Genomic DNA, 16,109 nt, shown 5'->3' with positions numbered 1-16,109 from the left:
CCCTGTAGGAGCTGCCGAAGGCTGCGATCTTTTGATCTTTGAATTACCTCAACGCCGCAAGAACCTTGTCCGGGTCATACCCGCGTATCAATGTCCCGTTGACATCGATCAGCGGAATCCCGCGTCCGCCCAGCGCCTCGTAGGCTTTACGCGCTTGGGCATCTTTCTCGATATCGAATTCCTTGTACGCAATACCCTTCTGGTCGAGAAAGCGTCGGGTCAACTTGCAGTAGCCGCACCATTCGGTGGTGTAGAGCACGACGTGGGCCTTGGTCTGGGTCTGCTCGGACACCACCTGCGAGGGGTGAAACACCCGCTCGATCTTGCCCCAGTTCTGGTAAACCACGACCACCAGCAGGATCAGCAGGCATTTCTTCAATACGCCGCCGAGCATCAGTTGCGTCGCTTGAGCTGATCGGTCAATTGGGTCGGCAGGCCTTTGATAATTAGCGTGCCGGCCTCTTCGTCGTATTCGATCTTCGAACCCAGCAGGTGGGCTTCGAAGCTGATCGACAAGCCCTCGGCGCGGCCGGTGAAGCGGCGGAACTGGTTCAGGGTGCGCTTATCCGCAGGGATCTCAGGCGACAAGCCGTAGTCCTTGTTGCGGATGTGATCGTAGAAGGCTTTCGGGCGCTCTTCGTCGATCAGTCCGGACAATTCTTCCAGGCCCATGGGCTCGCCCATTTTTGCCTGGCTGCTGGCGTAATCCACCAGGGTCTTGGTCTTCTCGCGCGCGGATTCTTCCGGCAGGTCTTCGCTTTCGACGAAGTCACTGAAAGCCTTGAGCAGGGTGCGGGTTTCGCCGGGGCCGTCGACGCCTTCCTGGCAGCCGATGAAGTCTCGGAAGTACTCCGAAACCTTTTTGCCGTTCTTGCCTTTGATAAACGAGATGTACTGCTTGGACTGTTTGTTGTTCTGCCACTCGGAGACGTTGATCCGCGCTGCCAGGTGCAACTGGCCAAGGTCCAGATGTCGCGAAGGGGTCACGTCCAGCTGATCGGTCACTGCCACGCCTTCGCTGTGGTGCAGCAGGGCGATGGCGAGGTAATCGGTCATGCCCTGCTGATAATGAGCAAACAGCACGTGGCCGCCCACAGAGAGGTTCGATTCTTCCATCAGCTTTTGCAGATGTTCCACCGCCACTCGGCTGAAGGCTGTGAAGTCCTTGCCGCCGTCGAGGTATTCCTTCAGCCAGCCGCTGAACGGATGCGCTCCGGACTCGGCATGGAAGAACCCCCAGGCCTTGCCTTGTTTGGCGTTGTAGCTCTCGTTGAGGTCGGCAAGCATGTACTCGATGGCGCTGGACTCGGCCAGTTCGCTATCGCGGGCATGAAGAACTGCGGGTGTGCCGTCGGGTTTTTTGTCGATCAGGTGGACGATGCAATGACGGATCGGCATGGGCTTCTCGGCTGAATGAAGAGAGGAGGGCGTGCTCCCCCGAAAAAGCGCCCAGTGTACCGCAACCACTGGTTTTGGCGTGGTACGAAGGGCAATTCGCAGGCATCCGACGACCCTTATGCAATTTTTTCCCGATTTAGCGTAATAAAGCTGACCAAATGGGTAGCTAGAGGCGGATATTTCCCCGTCTCTGTGCTAGTTTTGCCCGGTCTTACGCGAAGTCACTGCGTTAAGCGTGCATTCAGCATTTGTCAGGTCGAACCAAACCCTGATTTCGGTATCTATTACCCCGACTCGTCGTGGTTATGGCCGAGGGTGCCAGATCCAGAAGATCGGGCTCGATGGCTGACACTGCACTCTGCAATCCATATGAATTTGATAGGGAAGGAACATTACATGGCTCTTACTAAAGACCAATTGATCGCCGACATCGCTGAAGCTATCGACGCGCCAAAAACCACCGCGCGTAACGCTCTGGACCAACTGGGCCAAATCGTTGCTGATCAGCTGGAAAACGGCGGCGAAATCACCCTGCCAGGTATCGGCAAGCTGAAAGTGACTGAGCGTCCTGCCCGCACCGGCCGCAACCCTTCGACTGGCGCTGCCATCGAAATCGCTGCCAAGAAAGTTATCAAGCTGGTTGTGGCCAAAGGCCTGACCGACGCTGTTAACAAGTAAGATTTGTCAAAAAAAACCGTGCTCCGGAGCAATCCGGGCACGGTTTTTTTGTGTCTGCGATTCAGCGATTGACCTGCAACACCTTTAAACCAATGTGGGAGCGAGCCTGCTCGCGATAGCTGCATGTCAGTTAACGATGATGTCGACTGATGCACCGCCATCGCGAGTAGGCTCGCTCCCACATTTGATTTTCCGCAGCTCAGGACCAACCGTTACTCAGCCCTTGCGAACCCAGCGTTCACGCCAGACCTGCTGTTCGGATTTGGTCTGGAACGTCCAGGCGACGAAGCGGCTTTGCTTCTGCCCCTGAGACATTTCCACAACCTGGCTTTCCAGTACGCCGGCCTTTTTCAGCGCCGTCTGGATCGCAGGCAGGTTTGAGGCTTTCGAGACCAGGGTGCTGAACCAAAGCACTTTGTGTTGGAAGTGAGCGCTCTCAGCGATCAGTTGCGTCACAAAGCGTGATTCGCCACCTTCACACCACAGTTCGGCGGACTGGCCGCCGAAGTTCAGCACCGGCAGTTTGCGTTTTGGGTCGGCGCGGCCCAAGGCGCGCCATTTACGCTCGCTGCCCTTGGTGGCCTCGTCCATGGAGGCGTGGAACGGCGGGTTGCACATGGTCAGGTCAAAGCGTTCGCCGGGTTCGAGCAGGCCCAGCAGAATGTGCTTGGGATTGCTTTGCTGGCGCAGCTGGATGGCTTTGTTCAGCCCGTTGGACTGCACGATGGCTTTGGCGGCAGCCACGGCCGTCGGGTCGATTTCCGAGCCGAGGAAGTGCCAGCGGTAGTCGCTGTAGCCGATCAACGGATAGACACAGTTGGCACCCATGCCGATGTCGAGCACCTTGACCGGCGCACCGCGAGGGATCTCGCCGTCGTTGACGCTGGCCAGCAGATCGGCCAGGAAATGCACATAGTCGGCGCGGCCCGGAACCGGTGGGCACAGGTAATCAGCCGGGATGTCCCAATGGGCAATGCCGTAGAACGACTTGAGCAACGCCCGGTTAAACACCCGAACCGCGTCCGGGCTGGCGAAGTCGATGCTTTCCTTGCCATACGGGTTGATGATCACGAACTTCGCCAGTTCCGGCGTGGTTTTGATCAGCGCCGGGAAGTCGTAACGACCCTGATGGCGGTTGCGCGGATGCAGGCTGGCCTTCTCACGGGGCTCCACGGCTTTGGCCGGGGTCGCGGAATCAGGCTTTTTGCGCGCAGGTCTTGGTGTGCGGGGGGCGTTCATGGGCGTGGTCGATTCGGGTATGGCTAAAAGTGGCGGGTATTGTCCCACATCCAGCCGCTGCGAACCCAATTGTGACAAACACTGCAGTCCCCCTTGTGGGAGCGAGCCTGCTCGCGATGGCTGCGTGTCAGTTAACGCAGATGTTGACTGATGCACAGTCATCGCGAGCAGGCTCGCTCCCACAGGGGATTTTTGGTGGATTAAGGAAAGTGGCGGGCCCAAAAAAGGGAGGCCGTTGCGGGCCTCCCTTTTCCATTGCGATTTACCCGTTACAAACTGGCAATCCGCGCGTGTTGCTCCGCCAGTTTGCCCAAAGCCTGTTCGGCTTCAGCCAGTTTGGCGCGTTCCTTGTCGATGACTTCGGCCGGGGCCTTGTCGACGAAACCGGCGTTGGACAGCTTGCCACCCACGCGCTGAACTTCACCCTGCAGACGCAGGATTTCCTTGTCCAGACGCGCCAGTTCGGCGTCTTTGTCGATCAAGCCGGCCATCGGCACCAGCACTTCCATCTCGCCAACCAGTGCGGTGGCGGACAGCGGTGCTTCTTCGCCGGCAGCCAACACAGTAATCGATTCGAGGCGAGCCAGCTTCTTCAGCAGCGCTTCGTTCTCGGTGAGACGGCGCTGATCTTCGGCACTGACGTTTTTCAGGAACAGGTTCAGCGGTTTGCCTGGACCGATGTTCATTTCGCCACGGATGTTACGCGTGCCGAGCATCAGGCCCTTGAGCCATTCGATGTCGTCTTCGGCGCCCTGATCGATGCGTGCGTCGTTGGCCACTGGCCAAGGTTGCAGCATGATCGTCTTGCCTTCGATACCGGCCAGCGGCGCGACGCGCTGCCAGATTTCTTCGGTGATGAACGGCATGAACGGGTGCGCCAGACGCAGGGCGACTTCCAGCACTCGAACCAGCGTGCGACGAGTGCCGCGCTGACGTTCGGCCGGTGCATTTTCGTCCCACAGCACAGGCTTGGACAGTTCCAGGTACCAGTCGCAATACTGGTTCCAGATGAACTCATACAAGGCTTGTGCGGCCAGGTCGAAACGGAACTGATCGAGCTGACGAGTCACTTCGGCTTCGGTGCGTTGCAGCTGCGAAATGATCCAGCGATCCGCCAGGGACAGCTCGTAGGCTTCGCCGTTCTGAGCGCAATCTTCGCCCTTGTCCAGCACGTAGCGCGCGGCGTTCCAGATCTTGTTGCAGAAGTTGCGATAGCCTTCGACGCGGCCCATGTCGAACTTGATGTCGCGACCGGTGGACGCCAGCGAGCAGAAGGTGAAGCGCAGGGCGTCGGTGCCGTAGCTGGCGATGCCGTCGGCGAACTCGTCGCGGGTCTGCTTCTCGATCTTCTTCGCCAGTTTCGGCTGCATCAAGCCGGAGGTGCGTTTCTGCACCAGCTCTTCCAGTTCGATGCCGTCGATGATGTCCAGCGGGTCCAGGACGTTGCCCTTGGACTTGGACATCTTCTGGCCCTGGCCATCACGTACCAGACCGTGCACATAAACAGTCTTGAACGGAACCTGCGGCGTGCCGTCTTCGTTTTTCACCAAGTGCATGGTGAGCATGATCATCCGGGCAACCCAGAAGAAAATGATGTCGAAACCGGTCACCAAAACGTCGGTGGAGTGGAATTTCTTCAGGAACTCGGTCTGCTCCGGCCAGCCGAGCGTGGAGAAAGTCCACAGGCCCGAACTGAACCAGGTGTCGAGTACGTCGTTGTCCTGTTGCAGCGCAACGTCCGGGCCGAGGTTGTTCTTGGCACGTACTTCGGCTTCGTCGCGACCGACATAGACCTTGCCCGACTCGTCGTACCAGGCCGGAATCCGGTGGCCCCACCACAGCTGACGGCTGATGCACCAATCCTGGATGTCGCGCATCCACGAGAAGTACATGTTTTCGTATTGCTTGGGCACGAACTGAATGCGGCCGTCTTCAACCGCAGCGATGGCCGGCTCGGCCAGTGGCTTGGTGGACACGTACCACTGGTCGGTCAGCCACGGCTCGATGATGGTGCCGGAGCGGTCGCCTTTCGGCACTTTCAGGGCGTGATCGTCGACGCTGACCAGCAGGCCGGCGGCGTCGAATGCAGCAACGATCTGCTTGCGCGCTTCGAAACGGTCCAGGCCGGCGTATTCGGCCGGAAGCTTGCCGTCGACTTCGGTGTTCAGCGTGCCGTCCAGGTTGAACACCTGGGCCGCGGGCAGAACATTGGCGTTTTTGTCGAAGATGTTCAGCAGCGGCAGGTCGTGGCGCTTGCCGACTTCGTAGTCGTTGAAATCGTGGGCCGGGGTGATTTTCACGCAACCGGTGCCGAATTCAGGGTCGCAGTAATCGTCGGCGATGATCGGGATGCGGCGGCCGACCAGCGGCAACTCGACGAATTTGCCGATCAGGGCCTGGTAGCGTTCATCGTTCGGGTTAACCGCTACGGCGGCGTCGCCGAGCATGGTTTCCGGGCGAGTGGTCGCGACGATCAGGTAATCCTGGCCTTCAGCAGTCTTGGCGCCGTCGGCCAGCGGGTATTTCAGGTTCCACAGGAAACCTTTCTCGTCGTGGTTTTCCACTTCGAGGTCGGAAATCGCCGTGTGCAACTTGGTGTCCCAGTTGACCAGACGCTTGCCGCGGTAGATCAGGCCGTCTTCGTGCAGGCGCACGAACGCTTCTTTAACCGCTTCCGAGAGGCCGTCATCCATGGTGAAACGCTCACGGCTCCAGTCCACGGAAGAGCCAAGGCGGCGGATCTGACGGCTGATATTGCCGCCGGACTGATCCTTCCATTCCCAGACTTTCTCGAGGAATTTCTCGCGGCCCAGATCGTGGCGATTCTGGCCTTGGGCTTCGAGTTGACGCTCCACCAGCATTTGCGTGGCGATACCGGCGTGGTCGGTGCCCGGCTGCCACAGGGTGTTGCGACCCTGCATGCGGCGGAAACGGATCAGGGCGTCCATGATCGCGTTGTTGAAGCCGTGACCCATGTGCAGGCTGCCGGTGACGTTCGGCGGCGGGATCATGATGGTGTAGGACTCGCCCGCGCCTTGCGGGGCGAAGTAATTCTCGGACTCCCAGGTCTTGTACCAGGAAGTTTCAATGGCGTGCGGCTGGTAGGTCTTATCCATGCGCGGCGGGACCCTATTGGCATTTATTCAGGAAAAGCCGGCAAGTATAGCGGGGCATGGGGCGTAGGGCGAGTTGATCGCGGGATGAACCTGACCACCAGCAACACCATAGATCCAATGTGGGAGCGAGCCTGCTCGCGATGCAGGCGCCGCGGTCTATCAGGAAACCGAGGTGATGCTATCGCGAGCAGGCTCGCTCCCACAGGGGGTTGGTGTTTATTCGTACTGACTGAGCAACCGTTCCATCCGCGCATCAAGACGGCGTTTGATTTCGGTTTCGATGTGCGGGGCGAAGTCGTCGATCACGTCTTGCATGATCAATAGCGCGGCGGCCCGCAGTTCGCTGTCCAGGTGCAGCAGGGCGTCGGGGCCTTTGCTGGCGGCAGGCGATGGTTGCGCGGCTGAGGCGGCTGGTGGTGTCGTTTCGACCGGTTGCGGCGCATTGCCGACGGTGTCGAACAGCATGGGGATCTGTTCCTGATCACCTTCAATGACCGTATCGGTCAGCAAGGGCGGTTGCAGGTTGTCATCGCCGAGCAATTGGCGGATCGACTCGAGGTCATCCAGCAGATGCGCGGAATTTTGCTGCGGTTTTGGAGTGTCCATCGGAATGCTCAGAGTCGCTGTAAACGGTGATCTTGCAGAGGATAGCCCTGTTCGCGGTAGAAACGGAAACTCTCCCGCGCAGCCGAACGAATCGTTGGATCTTCGACAACCACTTCCGCCACGCGGGCGAACTGTTTGGCAAATACCGGGACTTTAAGGTCCAGATTGACCAGCAGATCCTGATGCTGACCGCAGTCATCGCCAAGACCCAGGACAATCAAACCCTCCGGCTCGCTTTCGGCGGGACCGTGGGGCACGAAGCTTTCGCCCTTGAAGGCCCACAAACGCGCATCGAGGTCATCACGTTGGGCGGCATCGCTGCAGTGCAGGTAAATGCGGTGGCCCATGCGACAGGCTTTTTCGGTGAGTTTGCAGGCGAAATCCAGCCGCGCCGAAGGATCGGCGCTGGGCAGGATATAGAAGTCGACTTTGGTCATTGCGGTTCCTGAGCCCTGAGCGGCGCCACGGGTAAGTGGCACCGCTCGGGGTCATTGGTTTCAGGCTTTGGCGCGGTCCAGCAGGTATTGGGTCAGCAGGGGAACCGGACGGCCAGTGGCGCCCTTGTCCTTGCCGCCGCTGGTCCAGGCCGTGCCGGCGATGTCCAGGTGCGCCCAGTTCAGGTTCTTGGTGAAGCGCGACAGGAAGCAGGCAGCGGTGATGGTGCCGGCTTTCGGGCCGCCAATGTTGGCGATGTCGGCGAACGGGCTGTCCAACTGCTCTTGATATTCATCGAACAGCGGCAGTTGCCAGGCGCGGTCGTCGGCGGATTGGCCGGCGCTCAGCAGTTGGCCGATCAGCTCGTCGTTGTTGCCCAGCAGGCCCGACGTGTGAGCACCCAGTGCGACAACACAAGCACCGGTCAGGGTGGCGATGTCGATCACGGCTTGCGGCTTGAAGCGTTCGGAATAGGTCAGTGCATCGCACAGCACCAGACGGCCTTCGGCGTCCGTGTTGAGAATTTCCACGGTCTGGCCACTCATGGTGGTGACGATGTCTCCCGGACGCGAAGCGTTGCCGCTCGGCATGTTCTCGGCGCAGGCCAGGATGCACACCAGATTGATCGGCAGTTTCAGCTCAAGCACGGCGCGCAGAGTACCGAACACACTGGCGGCGCCGCCCATGTCGTACTTCATTTCGTCCATGCCGGCGCCCGGTTTCAGGCTGATGCCGCCGGTGTCGAAGGTAATGCCTTTGCCGACCAGCGCGTACGGCTTCTCGGATTTCTTGCCGCCGTTGTATTGCATGACGATCAAGCGCGGCGGCTGGGCGCTGCCCTGGCCGACGGCGTAGAACGAGCCCATGCCCAGGTCCTTGATCTTCTTTTCATCGAGGACTTCGACTTTCAGGCTCTTGAATTCTTTGCTCAGGTTCTTGGCTTGTTCGCCCAGGAACGTCGGGTGGCAGATGTTTGGCGGCAGGTTGCCCAGGTTGCGGGTAAAGGCCATGCCGTTGGCGATCGCGGTGGCGTGGGCCACGGCGCGTTCGATTTCAGCCTGTGCTGCCTTGATGGTCACCAAGGTGACTTTCTTCAGGGTGAGTGGGTCGGCTTTCTGGCTCTTGAACTGGTCGAAGGTGTACTCGCCATCCACCAGGGTTTCGGCCAGCAGGCGGGTCTTGCCATAGCTGTCGCGGCCTTTGACCACGACTTCGTCCAGGGCCAGTACTGCATCGCTGCCGCCCAGGCCTTTAAGGGTGTTGAGGATGCCGGCGATGATTTTGCGGAATGGGCGATCGCCCAGCTCGTCGTCCTTGCCCACGCCCACCAGCAACACGCGCTCGGCCTTGAGGTTAGGCAGGCTGTGCAGCAACAGGCTCTGGCCGACTTTGCCAGCCAGATCACCGCGCTTGAGTACCGCGCTGATTGCGCCACCGCTCAACTCATCGAGTTGTTTGGCAACGACGCCGAGCTTGCGGCCTTCACCGACGGCGACCACCAGCGTGGCGGTCTTCAACGTTTCCGGGCTAACACTCTTTACAACCAGTTCCATGTCCGGGTCCCTGAATTAATGGTCAAAATGCGCGACGCGCAGAGGACTTGCTTATAAGTAGAAAGACGCAGGTAGCAGTGCCAGCGACAAAGGCCGCAGTTTGAACCTCGCTAATGGCGCCTGACAACCCTCGGTCGTACGAACTTCGGTGGTTCAGGTGTCTGCTTGAGCATGCGCAGTGACAGGCGCACCCAATCACAGGATAATGCGCCATCTTTTTCGGCGGCTCTGCCCTGCGGGCCGACCGATACGTTTGTTTGTTTGGCCGCTTAGCCTGACAACCCTGGAGTGTCTGGTTTGATTGTCTTCCGTTATCTATCCCGCGAAGTCCTGTTGACCTTGAGCGCCGTCAGCGCCGTGCTGCTGGTCATCATCATGAGCGGACGCTTCATTAAATACCTCGCCCAAGCGGCCGCTGGTGCCCTGGATCCGGGCTCGCTGTTCCTGATCATGGGCTTTCGTCTGCCGGGTTTCCTGCAGTTGATCCTGCCTTTGGGGCTGTTTCTCGGGATCCTGCTGGCCTACGGTCGTCTATACCTCGACAGCGAAATGACCGTGTTGTCGGCCACCGGCATGAGCCAGCAGCGGCTGTTTCGCATCACCCTGTTTCCGGCCACGCTGGTTGCGCTGGTGGTGGCTTGGCTGAGCCTGAGCCTGGCGCCACAAGGTGCCAACCAGTTCCAGTTGCTGCTGAACAAACAGGACGCACTGACTGAGTTCGATACCCTCGAGCCAGGCCGCTTCCAGGCCTTGCGCGACGGTACCCGGGTGACCTATACCGAGCAATTGTCGGATGACCGCGTCAATCTGGGCGGCGTGTTCATTTCGCAAAAGAATGTAAATTCCGACAAAAAGGATCGCGGGATTTCCGTACTGGTGGCCGAGAGGGGGCGTCAGGAAATTCGCCCCGACGGCAATCGGTACCTGATTCTCGACAACGGCTACCGCTACGACGGTAATCCGGGTCAGGCCGACTACCGCGCCATCAAATATGACGAATACGGCGTATTGCTGCCCAAGCCGGACGTCAGCGACGAAGTCACCGACCGCGATGCGATGACCACCCGCTCCCTGTTGGACAATGATGACATCCGCTCGCGCACCGAACTGCAATGGCGTCTGTCTCTGCCGTTGCTGGTCTTCATCGTGACCCTGATGGCGGTGCCGCTGTCGCGGGTCAATCCGCGCCAGGGCCGTTTCCTCAAGCTGCTGCCGGCGATTCTTCTTTATATGGCTTACCTGACTATCCTGATTGCCGCTCGCGGCGCCCTCGAGAAGGGCAAGATCCCGGCGGCGTTGGGCTTGTGGTGGGTGCATGCGATCTTCCTGGCCATCGGCCTGGGCTTGCTGTACTGGGAGCCGTTGCGCTTGAAGATGGCGAGTCGCCGCAGTGCGCTGGAGGTGGCCCGTGGATAAGCTCGATCGCTACATTGGTAGCAGCGTGTTCATGGCGATCCTGGCGGTACTGGGGATCATTCTGGGTCTGGCAACGTTGTTTGCCTTCATCGATGAGATGGGCGACGTCAGCGATACCTACACGCTGGCGGATGTCCTGAGCTATGTGCTGCTGACTGCGCCGCGCCGTCTGTACGACATGTTGCCGATGGCGGCGCTGATCGGTTGCCTGATCGGCCTCGGCAGCCTGGCCAGCCACAGCGAACTGACCATCATGCGCGCTGCGGGCGTGTCGCTCGGGCGAATCGTCTGGGCTGTCATGAAGCCGATGCTGCTTTTGATGGCGGTGGGCTTGGTGATCGGTGAATACGTCGCGCCGGCCACGGAAGTCACCGCTCAGGCCAACCGCTCGCTGGCCCAGGGCAGTGGCGATGCGCAAAGCGCCAAGCACGGTCTGTGGCACCGTCAGGGCGACGAGTTCATTCACGTCAACTCTGTGCAACCCAATGGTCTGCTGTACGGCGTCACCCGTTATCGCTTCGACGATCAACGCCACATGCTGTCTTCGAGCTTCGCCAAACGCGCGGAATTCGACACGGATCACTGGCAACTGAGCGATGTCACGACCACGTTGTTCCATGAAAAGAACACCGAAGTGGTGACGACTCCGGTGGAGCGTTGGGAAGTAGCCCTGAGCCCGCAACTGCTGAGCACTGTGGTGATGGCGCCTGAATCACTGTCGATCACCGGTCTGTGGAGTTACATCCACTACCTGACCGATCAGGGCCTGAGCAACGGTCGGTACTGGCTTGCATTTTGGGTCAAGGTGTTGCAGCCGCTGGTGACCGCCGCATTGGTGCTGATGGCGATTTCCTTCATCTTCGGTCCGCTGCGTTCGGTGACCCTCGGTCAGCGGGTCTTTACCGGAGTGTTGGTGGGCTTCACCTTCCGCATCGTCCAGGATTTACTCGGGCCTTCGAGCCTGGTATTCGGTTTCTCGCCGCTGTTTGCGGTGCTGGTGCCGGCCGGAGTCTGTGCGCTGGCCGGGGTCTGGTTGTTGCGCCGGGCCGGTTGATCGCGGGTTATTCCCGATATGGCTTGTCACTCAAAACGCCCCTGTCGCAAGACCGGGGCGTTTTTGTACGCGCCGTCTGACCTGCGAACGTGACGCTTGCGCCGTGGATCAGGTACAATTCCCGGCTATTTTTCGGCGGGCTATGCCTGCAGCCTTTTTGAGTGTTGATCCGTGAGTGATTTGAGTCATATCCGCAATTTCTCCATCATCGCCCACATTGACCATGGCAAGTCGACGCTGGCCGATCGCTTCATCCAGATGTGCGGCGGCCTTGCCGAGCGCGAAATGGAAGCCCAGGTACTGGACTCCATGGACCTGGAACGTGAACGCGGGATCACCATCAAGGCCCACAGCGTCACCCTTTATTACACCGCCCGCGATGGCATCAAGTACCAGCTGAACTTCATTGACACCCCCGGCCACGTTGACTTCACCTATGAAGTCAGCCGGTCGCTGGCGGCCTGTGAAGGTGCGTTGCTGGTGGTCGATGCCGGTCAGGGCGTTGAAGCGCAGTCGGTTGCCAACTGCTACACGGCGATCGAACAAGGCCTGGAAGTCATGCCAGTCCTGAACAAGATCGACCTGCCACAGGCCGATCCGGAGCGCGTCAAGGAAGAAATCGAAAAGATCATCGGCATCGATGCCACCGACGCGGTCGAGTGCTCTGCCAAGACCGGTCTGGGCGTCGACGAAGTGCTTGAGCGCCTTGTCTCCACCATTCCTGCGCCGACCGGTAACTACGAAGATCCGCTGCAAGCGTTGATCATCGACTCCTGGTTTGACAACTACCTGGGCGTTGTTTCCCTGGTACGCGTGCGTCACGGTCGTGTAAAGAAGGGCGACAAGATTCTGGTCAAATCCACCGGCAAGATCCACCTGGTGGACAGCGTCGGTGTCTTCAACCCGAAACACACCGCCACCGTTGACCTGAAGGCCGGCGAAGTGGGCTTCATCATCGCCGGTATCAAAGACATTCACGGTGCACCGGTCGGTGACACCCTGACCTTGAGCTCTACGCCAGACGTTGACGTGCTGCCAGGCTTCAAGCGCATTCAGCCGCAGGTGTACGCCGGTCTGTTCCCGGTCAGCTCCGACGACTTCGAAGATTTCCGTGAAGCCCTGCAAAAGCTCACGCTCAACGACTCGTCCCTGCAGTACACCCCGGAAAGCTCCGACGCCCTGGGCTTCGGCTTCCGTTGCGGGTTCCTCGGCATGCTGCACATGGAAATCATCCAGGAGCGCCTGGAGCGCGAGTACGACCTGGACCTGATCACCACGGCGCCGACGGTAATTTTCGAGCTGCTGCTGAAAACCGGTGAAACGATTTACGTCGATAACCCGTCCAAGCTCCCGGACCTGTCATCGATCGAAGACATGCGTGAACCGATCGTGCGGGCCAATATCCTTGTGCCGCAAGAGCACTTGGGTAACGTCATTACCCTGTGTATCGAAAAGCGTGGCGTGCAGCACGACATGCTGTTCCTCGGTACCCAGGTACAAGTGACCTACGATTTGCCGATGAACGAAGTGGTCCTCGACTTCTTCGACCGTCTGAAATCCACCAGTCGTGGCTATGCTTCGCTGGATTACCATTTCGACCGTTATCAATCAGCTAATCTGGTGAAACTGGATGTGCTGATCAACGGTGACAAGGTCGACGCCCTGGCGCTGATCGTGCATCGCGACAATGCGCACTACAAAGGTCGCCAGTTGACCGAGAAGATGAAAGAACTGATTCCGCGCCAGATGTTCGACGTCGCGATCCAGGCCGCCATCGGCGGGCAGATCATTGCGCGGACTTCCGTCAAGGCACTCAGAAAGAACGTATTGGCCAAATGCTACGGCGGTGACGTTAGCCGTAAGCGCAAGCTGTTGGAAAAGCAAAAGGCCGGTAAAAAACGCATGAAGCAGGTCGGTAACGTGGAGATTCCACAAGAAGCCTTCCTTGCAGTGCTCAGGTTGGATAGTTAGGTCCTATGTCACTAAATTTCCCGCTGTTGCTGGTCATCGCCGTGTTCGTCTGCGGCCTGTTGGCGTTGCTCGATTTGCTGTTCCTGGCGCCACGGCGCCGGGCTGCCATTAACTCTTACCAGGGTAGCGTCAGCCAGGCTGACATGGTGGTGGTCGAGAAGCTGAACAAAGAGCCGCTGCTGGTCGAATACGGCAAGTCGTTCTTCCCGGTGTTGTTCATCGTGCTGGTGCTGCGTTCGTTCCTGGTGGAACCGTTCCAGATTCCTTCCGGCTCGATGAAACCGACCCTGGACGTCGGCGACTTCATTCTGGTGAACAAATTTTCTTACGGGATCCGCCTGCCGGTGATCGACAAGAAAGTCATCAAAGTCGGTGATCCACAGCGCGGCGATGTGATGGTGTTCCGCTACCCGAGCGATCCGAACGTCAACTACATCAAACGTGTGGTGGGCCTGCCGGGTGACAAGATTCGTTACACCGCCGACAAGCGTCTGTTCGTCAACGGTGAGTCGATCGCCGAACAACTGGTCGGCTCCGAGCCGGGCACGTTGGGCAGCGCCGAGCTCTACAAGGAAAAACTCGGCATCGCCGAGCACCTGATCCGCAAGGAAATGAGCCGTTACCGCGCAGCCCCGGACCATTCGTGGACCGTGCCTGCCGGGCACTACTTCATGATGGGCGACAACCGCGACAACTCGAATGACAGTCGCTACTGGGATGATCCGAGCATTCCCAAGGATCTGCTGGGCATGGTTCCCGACAAGAATATCGTCGGCAAGGCCTTCGCAGTCTGGATGAGCTGGCCGGAACCTAAACTCAGTCACCTGCCGAATTTCTCGCGGGTTGGCCTGATCAAGTAATCACACACGGCGCTGTTGAACACAGCGCCGAATGCATTTCTGGAGTCGGCATAATCGACGACAGAAGCATGAAAACAACGATATTCAGGACGTTATTTTTGAACACAGCGTTAATTGTCCCAAGCCTGCGCCGCACCACGGCGATGGCGGTGGAATCCAGCCACGAACTCAGCGTGGGTAAACCGTGAGCGTCTCCTTAAGCCGTCTAGAGCGTCAGCTCGGCTACACCTTCAAGGATCAGGAGCTGATGGTCCTGGCCCTGACTCACCGCAGCTTTGCCGGGCGCAACAACGAACGCCTGGAATTCCTCGGTGATGCCATCCTCAACTTCGTGGCTGGCGAGGCGCTGTTCGATCGCTTCCCGCTGGCCCGCGAAGGCCAATTGTCGCGTTTGCGTGCACGCTTGGTGAAAGGTGAGACCCTGGCCGTACTGGCCCGTGGTTTCGACCTGGGCGAATACCTGCGCCTGGGCTCCGGCGAATTGAAAAGCGGCGGTTTCCGTCGCGAGTCGATTCTGGCCGATGCCCTGGAAGCGCTGATCGGTGCGATCTACCTGGACGCCGGCATGGACATGGCGCGCGAGCGCGTGCTGGCCTGGCTGGCCGGAGAGTTCGAAGGCCTGACGCTGGTCGACACCAACAAAGATCCGAAAACCCGCCTGCAGGAATTCCTGCAGTCCCGTGGTTGTGACCTGCCGCGTTACGAAGTGGTGGATATCCAGGGTGAGCCGCATTGCCGGACGTTCTTCGTCGAATGCGAAATCATCTTACTGAACGAAAAAAGCCGAGGTCAGGGTGTGAGTCGTCGTATTGCCGAACAGGTAGCGGCCGCCGCAGCACTGATTGCCCTGGGCGTGGAGAATGGCCATGACTGATTCAACCGCAACTCGCTGTGGCTATGTTGCCATCGTCGGCCGTCCCAACGTGGGCAAGTCCACGCTGCTGAACCATATCCTGGGTCAGAAGCTGGCGATCACCTCGCGCAAGCCGCAGACCACCCGTCACAACATGCTCGGCATCAAGACCGAAGGCGCCGTTCAGGCGATCTACGTCGACACCCCGGGCATGCACAAGGGCGGCGAAAAGGCCCTGAACCGTTACATGAACAAGACCGCTTCGGCGGCGTTGAAAGACGTCGACGTGGTGATCTTCGTGGTTGACCGCACCAAGTGGACCGACGAAGACCAGATGGTCCTCGAGCGCGTTCAGTACGTGACCGGCCCGCTGATCGTGGCGCTGAACAAGACCGACCGTATCGAAGACAAATCCGAGCTGATGCCGCACCTGAGCTGGTTGCAGGAACAGCTGCCGAACGCGCAGATCATGCCGATCTCGGCCCAGCACGGGCACAACCTGGATGCGCTGGAACGAGTGATCGCCGAGCACTTGCCGGAAAACGATCACTTCTTCCCGGAAGATCAGATCACTGACCGCAGCAGCCGCTTCCTCGCCGCCGAACTGGTTCGCGAGAAAATCATGCGCCAGTTGGGCGCCGAGCTGCCGTACCAGATCACCGTGGAAATCGAAGAGTTCAAGCAGCAGGGTAAAACCCTGCACATCCATGCCTTGATCCTCGTCGAACGTGACGGCCAGAAGAAAATCATCATTGGCGACAAGGGCGAGCGCATCAAGCGCATCGGCACCGAGGCGCGCAAGGACATGGAGCTGCTGTTCGACTCCAAGATCATGCTTAACCTGTGGGTCAAGGTGAAAGGTGGCTGGTCCGATGACGAGCGCGCCCTGCGTTCGCTGGGTTACGGCGACCTGTAATACTGCATAAAGAT

14 protein-coding genes are annotated in these 16,109 nt (G+C 59.1%); 7 read left to right on the top strand and 7 right to left on the bottom strand.

Going from position 1 to position 16,109, the window contains the following annotated elements; all coding sequences use genetic code 11:
• Positions 1-43: 43 nt before the first annotated feature.
• Together ACYZT2_RS23590 and yejK are read right to left on the bottom strand one after the other, a co-directional pair.
• A complete protein-coding gene (locus tag ACYZT2_RS23590) occupies positions 44-394 on the bottom strand; it encodes a glutaredoxin family protein (RefSeq protein WP_461967792.1) in 351 nt (116 codons plus the stop codon).
• Positions 394-1,398: a nucleoid-associated protein YejK gene (gene yejK, locus ACYZT2_RS23585; protein WP_007905511.1), complete on the bottom strand. Its 1,005-nt coding sequence runs from the start codon at positions 1,396-1,398 to the stop codon at positions 394-396. Before yejK ends, ACYZT2_RS23590 begins: the two co-directional genes overlap by 1 nt.
• 396 nt (positions 1,399-1,794) lie before the next feature.
• Here yejK and ACYZT2_RS23580 point away from each other — a divergent pair, with 396 nt between their 5' ends.
• Positions 1,795-2,076: an HU family DNA-binding protein gene (locus ACYZT2_RS23580; protein ID WP_007905514.1), complete on the top strand. Its 282-nt coding sequence runs from the start codon at positions 1,795-1,797 to the stop codon at positions 2,074-2,076.
• 216 nt (positions 2,077-2,292) lie between these two features.
• On the opposite strand, the gene rlmF is transcribed toward ACYZT2_RS23580, so the two are convergent.
• From rlmF to ACYZT2_RS23555, 5 genes are all read right to left on the bottom strand, one after another.
• The gene (gene rlmF / locus ACYZT2_RS23575; RefSeq protein ID WP_461967790.1) at positions 2,293-3,315 is read right to left on the bottom strand and encodes a 23S rRNA (adenine(1618)-N(6))-methyltransferase RlmF; all 1,023 of its coding nucleotides are present in this window, start codon (positions 3,313-3,315) and stop codon (positions 2,293-2,295) included.
• Positions 3,316-3,584: 269 nt separating this feature from the next.
• Positions 3,585-6,431, bottom strand: a complete 2,847-nt coding sequence (locus ACYZT2_RS23570; RefSeq protein ID WP_461967788.1) for a valine--tRNA ligase — start codon at positions 6,429-6,431, stop codon at positions 3,585-3,587.
• Positions 6,432-6,647: 216 nt separating this feature from the next.
• Positions 6,648-7,037, bottom strand: a complete 390-nt coding sequence (locus ACYZT2_RS23565; protein WP_461967786.1) for a DNA polymerase III subunit chi — start codon at positions 7,035-7,037, stop codon at positions 6,648-6,650.
• An 8-nt stretch (positions 7,038-7,045) separates the two neighbouring features.
• Positions 7,046-7,474 (bottom strand): DNA polymerase III subunit chi, encoded by a 429-nt coding sequence (locus tag ACYZT2_RS23560; RefSeq protein WP_461967784.1) that lies wholly within the window; start codon positions 7,472-7,474, stop codon positions 7,046-7,048.
• 60 nt (positions 7,475-7,534) lie between these two features.
• Entirely contained in the window at positions 7,535-9,025 is a 1,491-nt protein-coding gene (locus ACYZT2_RS23555; protein WP_461967782.1) for a leucyl aminopeptidase, read from the bottom strand.
• A 297-nt stretch (positions 9,026-9,322) separates the two neighbouring features.
• Between ACYZT2_RS23555 and lptF the strand changes: the two genes are divergently transcribed.
• The 6 genes from lptF to era all read left to right on the top strand — a co-directional run bounded on the left by lptF (position 9,323) and on the right by era (position 16,095).
• Positions 9,323-10,441, top strand: coding sequence for an LPS export ABC transporter permease LptF (gene lptF / locus ACYZT2_RS23550; RefSeq protein WP_461967780.1), 1,119 nt, complete (start codon positions 9,323-9,325; stop codon positions 10,439-10,441).
• Entirely contained in the window at positions 10,434-11,495 is a 1,062-nt protein-coding gene (gene lptG, locus ACYZT2_RS23545) for an LPS export ABC transporter permease LptG (RefSeq protein WP_461967778.1), read from the top strand. Before lptF ends, lptG begins: the two co-directional genes overlap by 8 nt.
• Positions 11,496-11,666: 171 nt before the next feature.
• Positions 11,667-13,466, top strand: a complete 1,800-nt coding sequence (gene lepA / locus ACYZT2_RS23540) for a translation elongation factor 4 (RefSeq protein ID WP_461967776.1) — start codon at positions 11,667-11,669, stop codon at positions 13,464-13,466.
• A gap of 5 nt (positions 13,467-13,471) precedes the next feature.
• Positions 13,472-14,326, top strand: coding sequence for a signal peptidase I (gene lepB, locus ACYZT2_RS23535; RefSeq protein WP_461967774.1), 855 nt, complete (start codon positions 13,472-13,474; stop codon positions 14,324-14,326).
• Between the two features lie 184 nt (positions 14,327-14,510).
• Positions 14,511-15,200 carry a ribonuclease III gene (gene rnc / locus ACYZT2_RS23530; RefSeq protein ID WP_461967772.1) on the top strand — a complete coding sequence of 230 codons (690 nt, stop codon included), beginning with the start codon at positions 14,511-14,513 and terminating at the stop codon, positions 15,198-15,200.
• Entirely contained in the window at positions 15,193-16,095 is a 903-nt protein-coding gene (gene era, locus ACYZT2_RS23525) for a GTPase Era (RefSeq protein WP_008073130.1), read from the top strand. Before rnc ends, era begins: the two co-directional genes overlap by 8 nt.
• The last annotated feature ends 14 nt before the right edge of the window (positions 16,096-16,109 follow it).

The sequence above is a fragment of the Pseudomonas sp. MDT1-85 genome (genome assembly GCF_054898065.1).
Note: the sequence above shows the minus strand (reverse complement) of the source record. Positions and strands in the feature narration are given on the sequence as shown.

Bases quoted from the DNA above. Each gene is read 5' to 3' on its own strand.
- ACYZT2_RS23590 (WP_461967792.1), bottom strand. From the start codon at position 394: ATGCTCGGCGGCGTATTGAAGAAATGCCTGCTGATCCTGCTGGTGGTC.
- yejK (WP_007905511.1), bottom strand. From the start codon at position 1,398: ATGCCGATCCGTCATTGCATCGTCCACCTGATCGACAAAAAACCCGAC.
- ACYZT2_RS23580 (WP_007905514.1), top strand. From the start codon at position 1,795: ATGGCTCTTACTAAAGACCAATTGATCGCCGACATCGCTGAAGCTATC.
- rlmF (WP_461967790.1), bottom strand. From the start codon at position 3,315: ATGAACGCCCCCCGCACACCAAGACCTGCGCGCAAAAAGCCTGATTCC.
- ACYZT2_RS23570 (WP_461967788.1), bottom strand. From the start codon at position 6,431: ATGGATAAGACCTACCAGCCGCACGCCATTGAAACTTCCTGGTACAAG.
- ACYZT2_RS23565 (WP_461967786.1), bottom strand. From the start codon at position 7,037: ATGGACACTCCAAAACCGCAGCAAAATTCCGCGCATCTGCTGGATGAC.
- ACYZT2_RS23560 (WP_461967784.1), bottom strand. From the start codon at position 7,474: ATGACCAAAGTCGACTTCTATATCCTGCCCAGCGCCGATCCTTCGGCG.
- ACYZT2_RS23555 (WP_461967782.1), bottom strand. From the start codon at position 9,025: ATGGAACTGGTTGTAAAGAGTGTTAGCCCGGAAACGTTGAAGACCGCC.
- lepB (WP_461967774.1), top strand. From the start codon at position 13,472: ATGTCACTAAATTTCCCGCTGTTGCTGGTCATCGCCGTGTTCGTCTGC.
- era (WP_008073130.1), top strand. From the start codon at position 15,193: ATGACTGATTCAACCGCAACTCGCTGTGGCTATGTTGCCATCGTCGGC.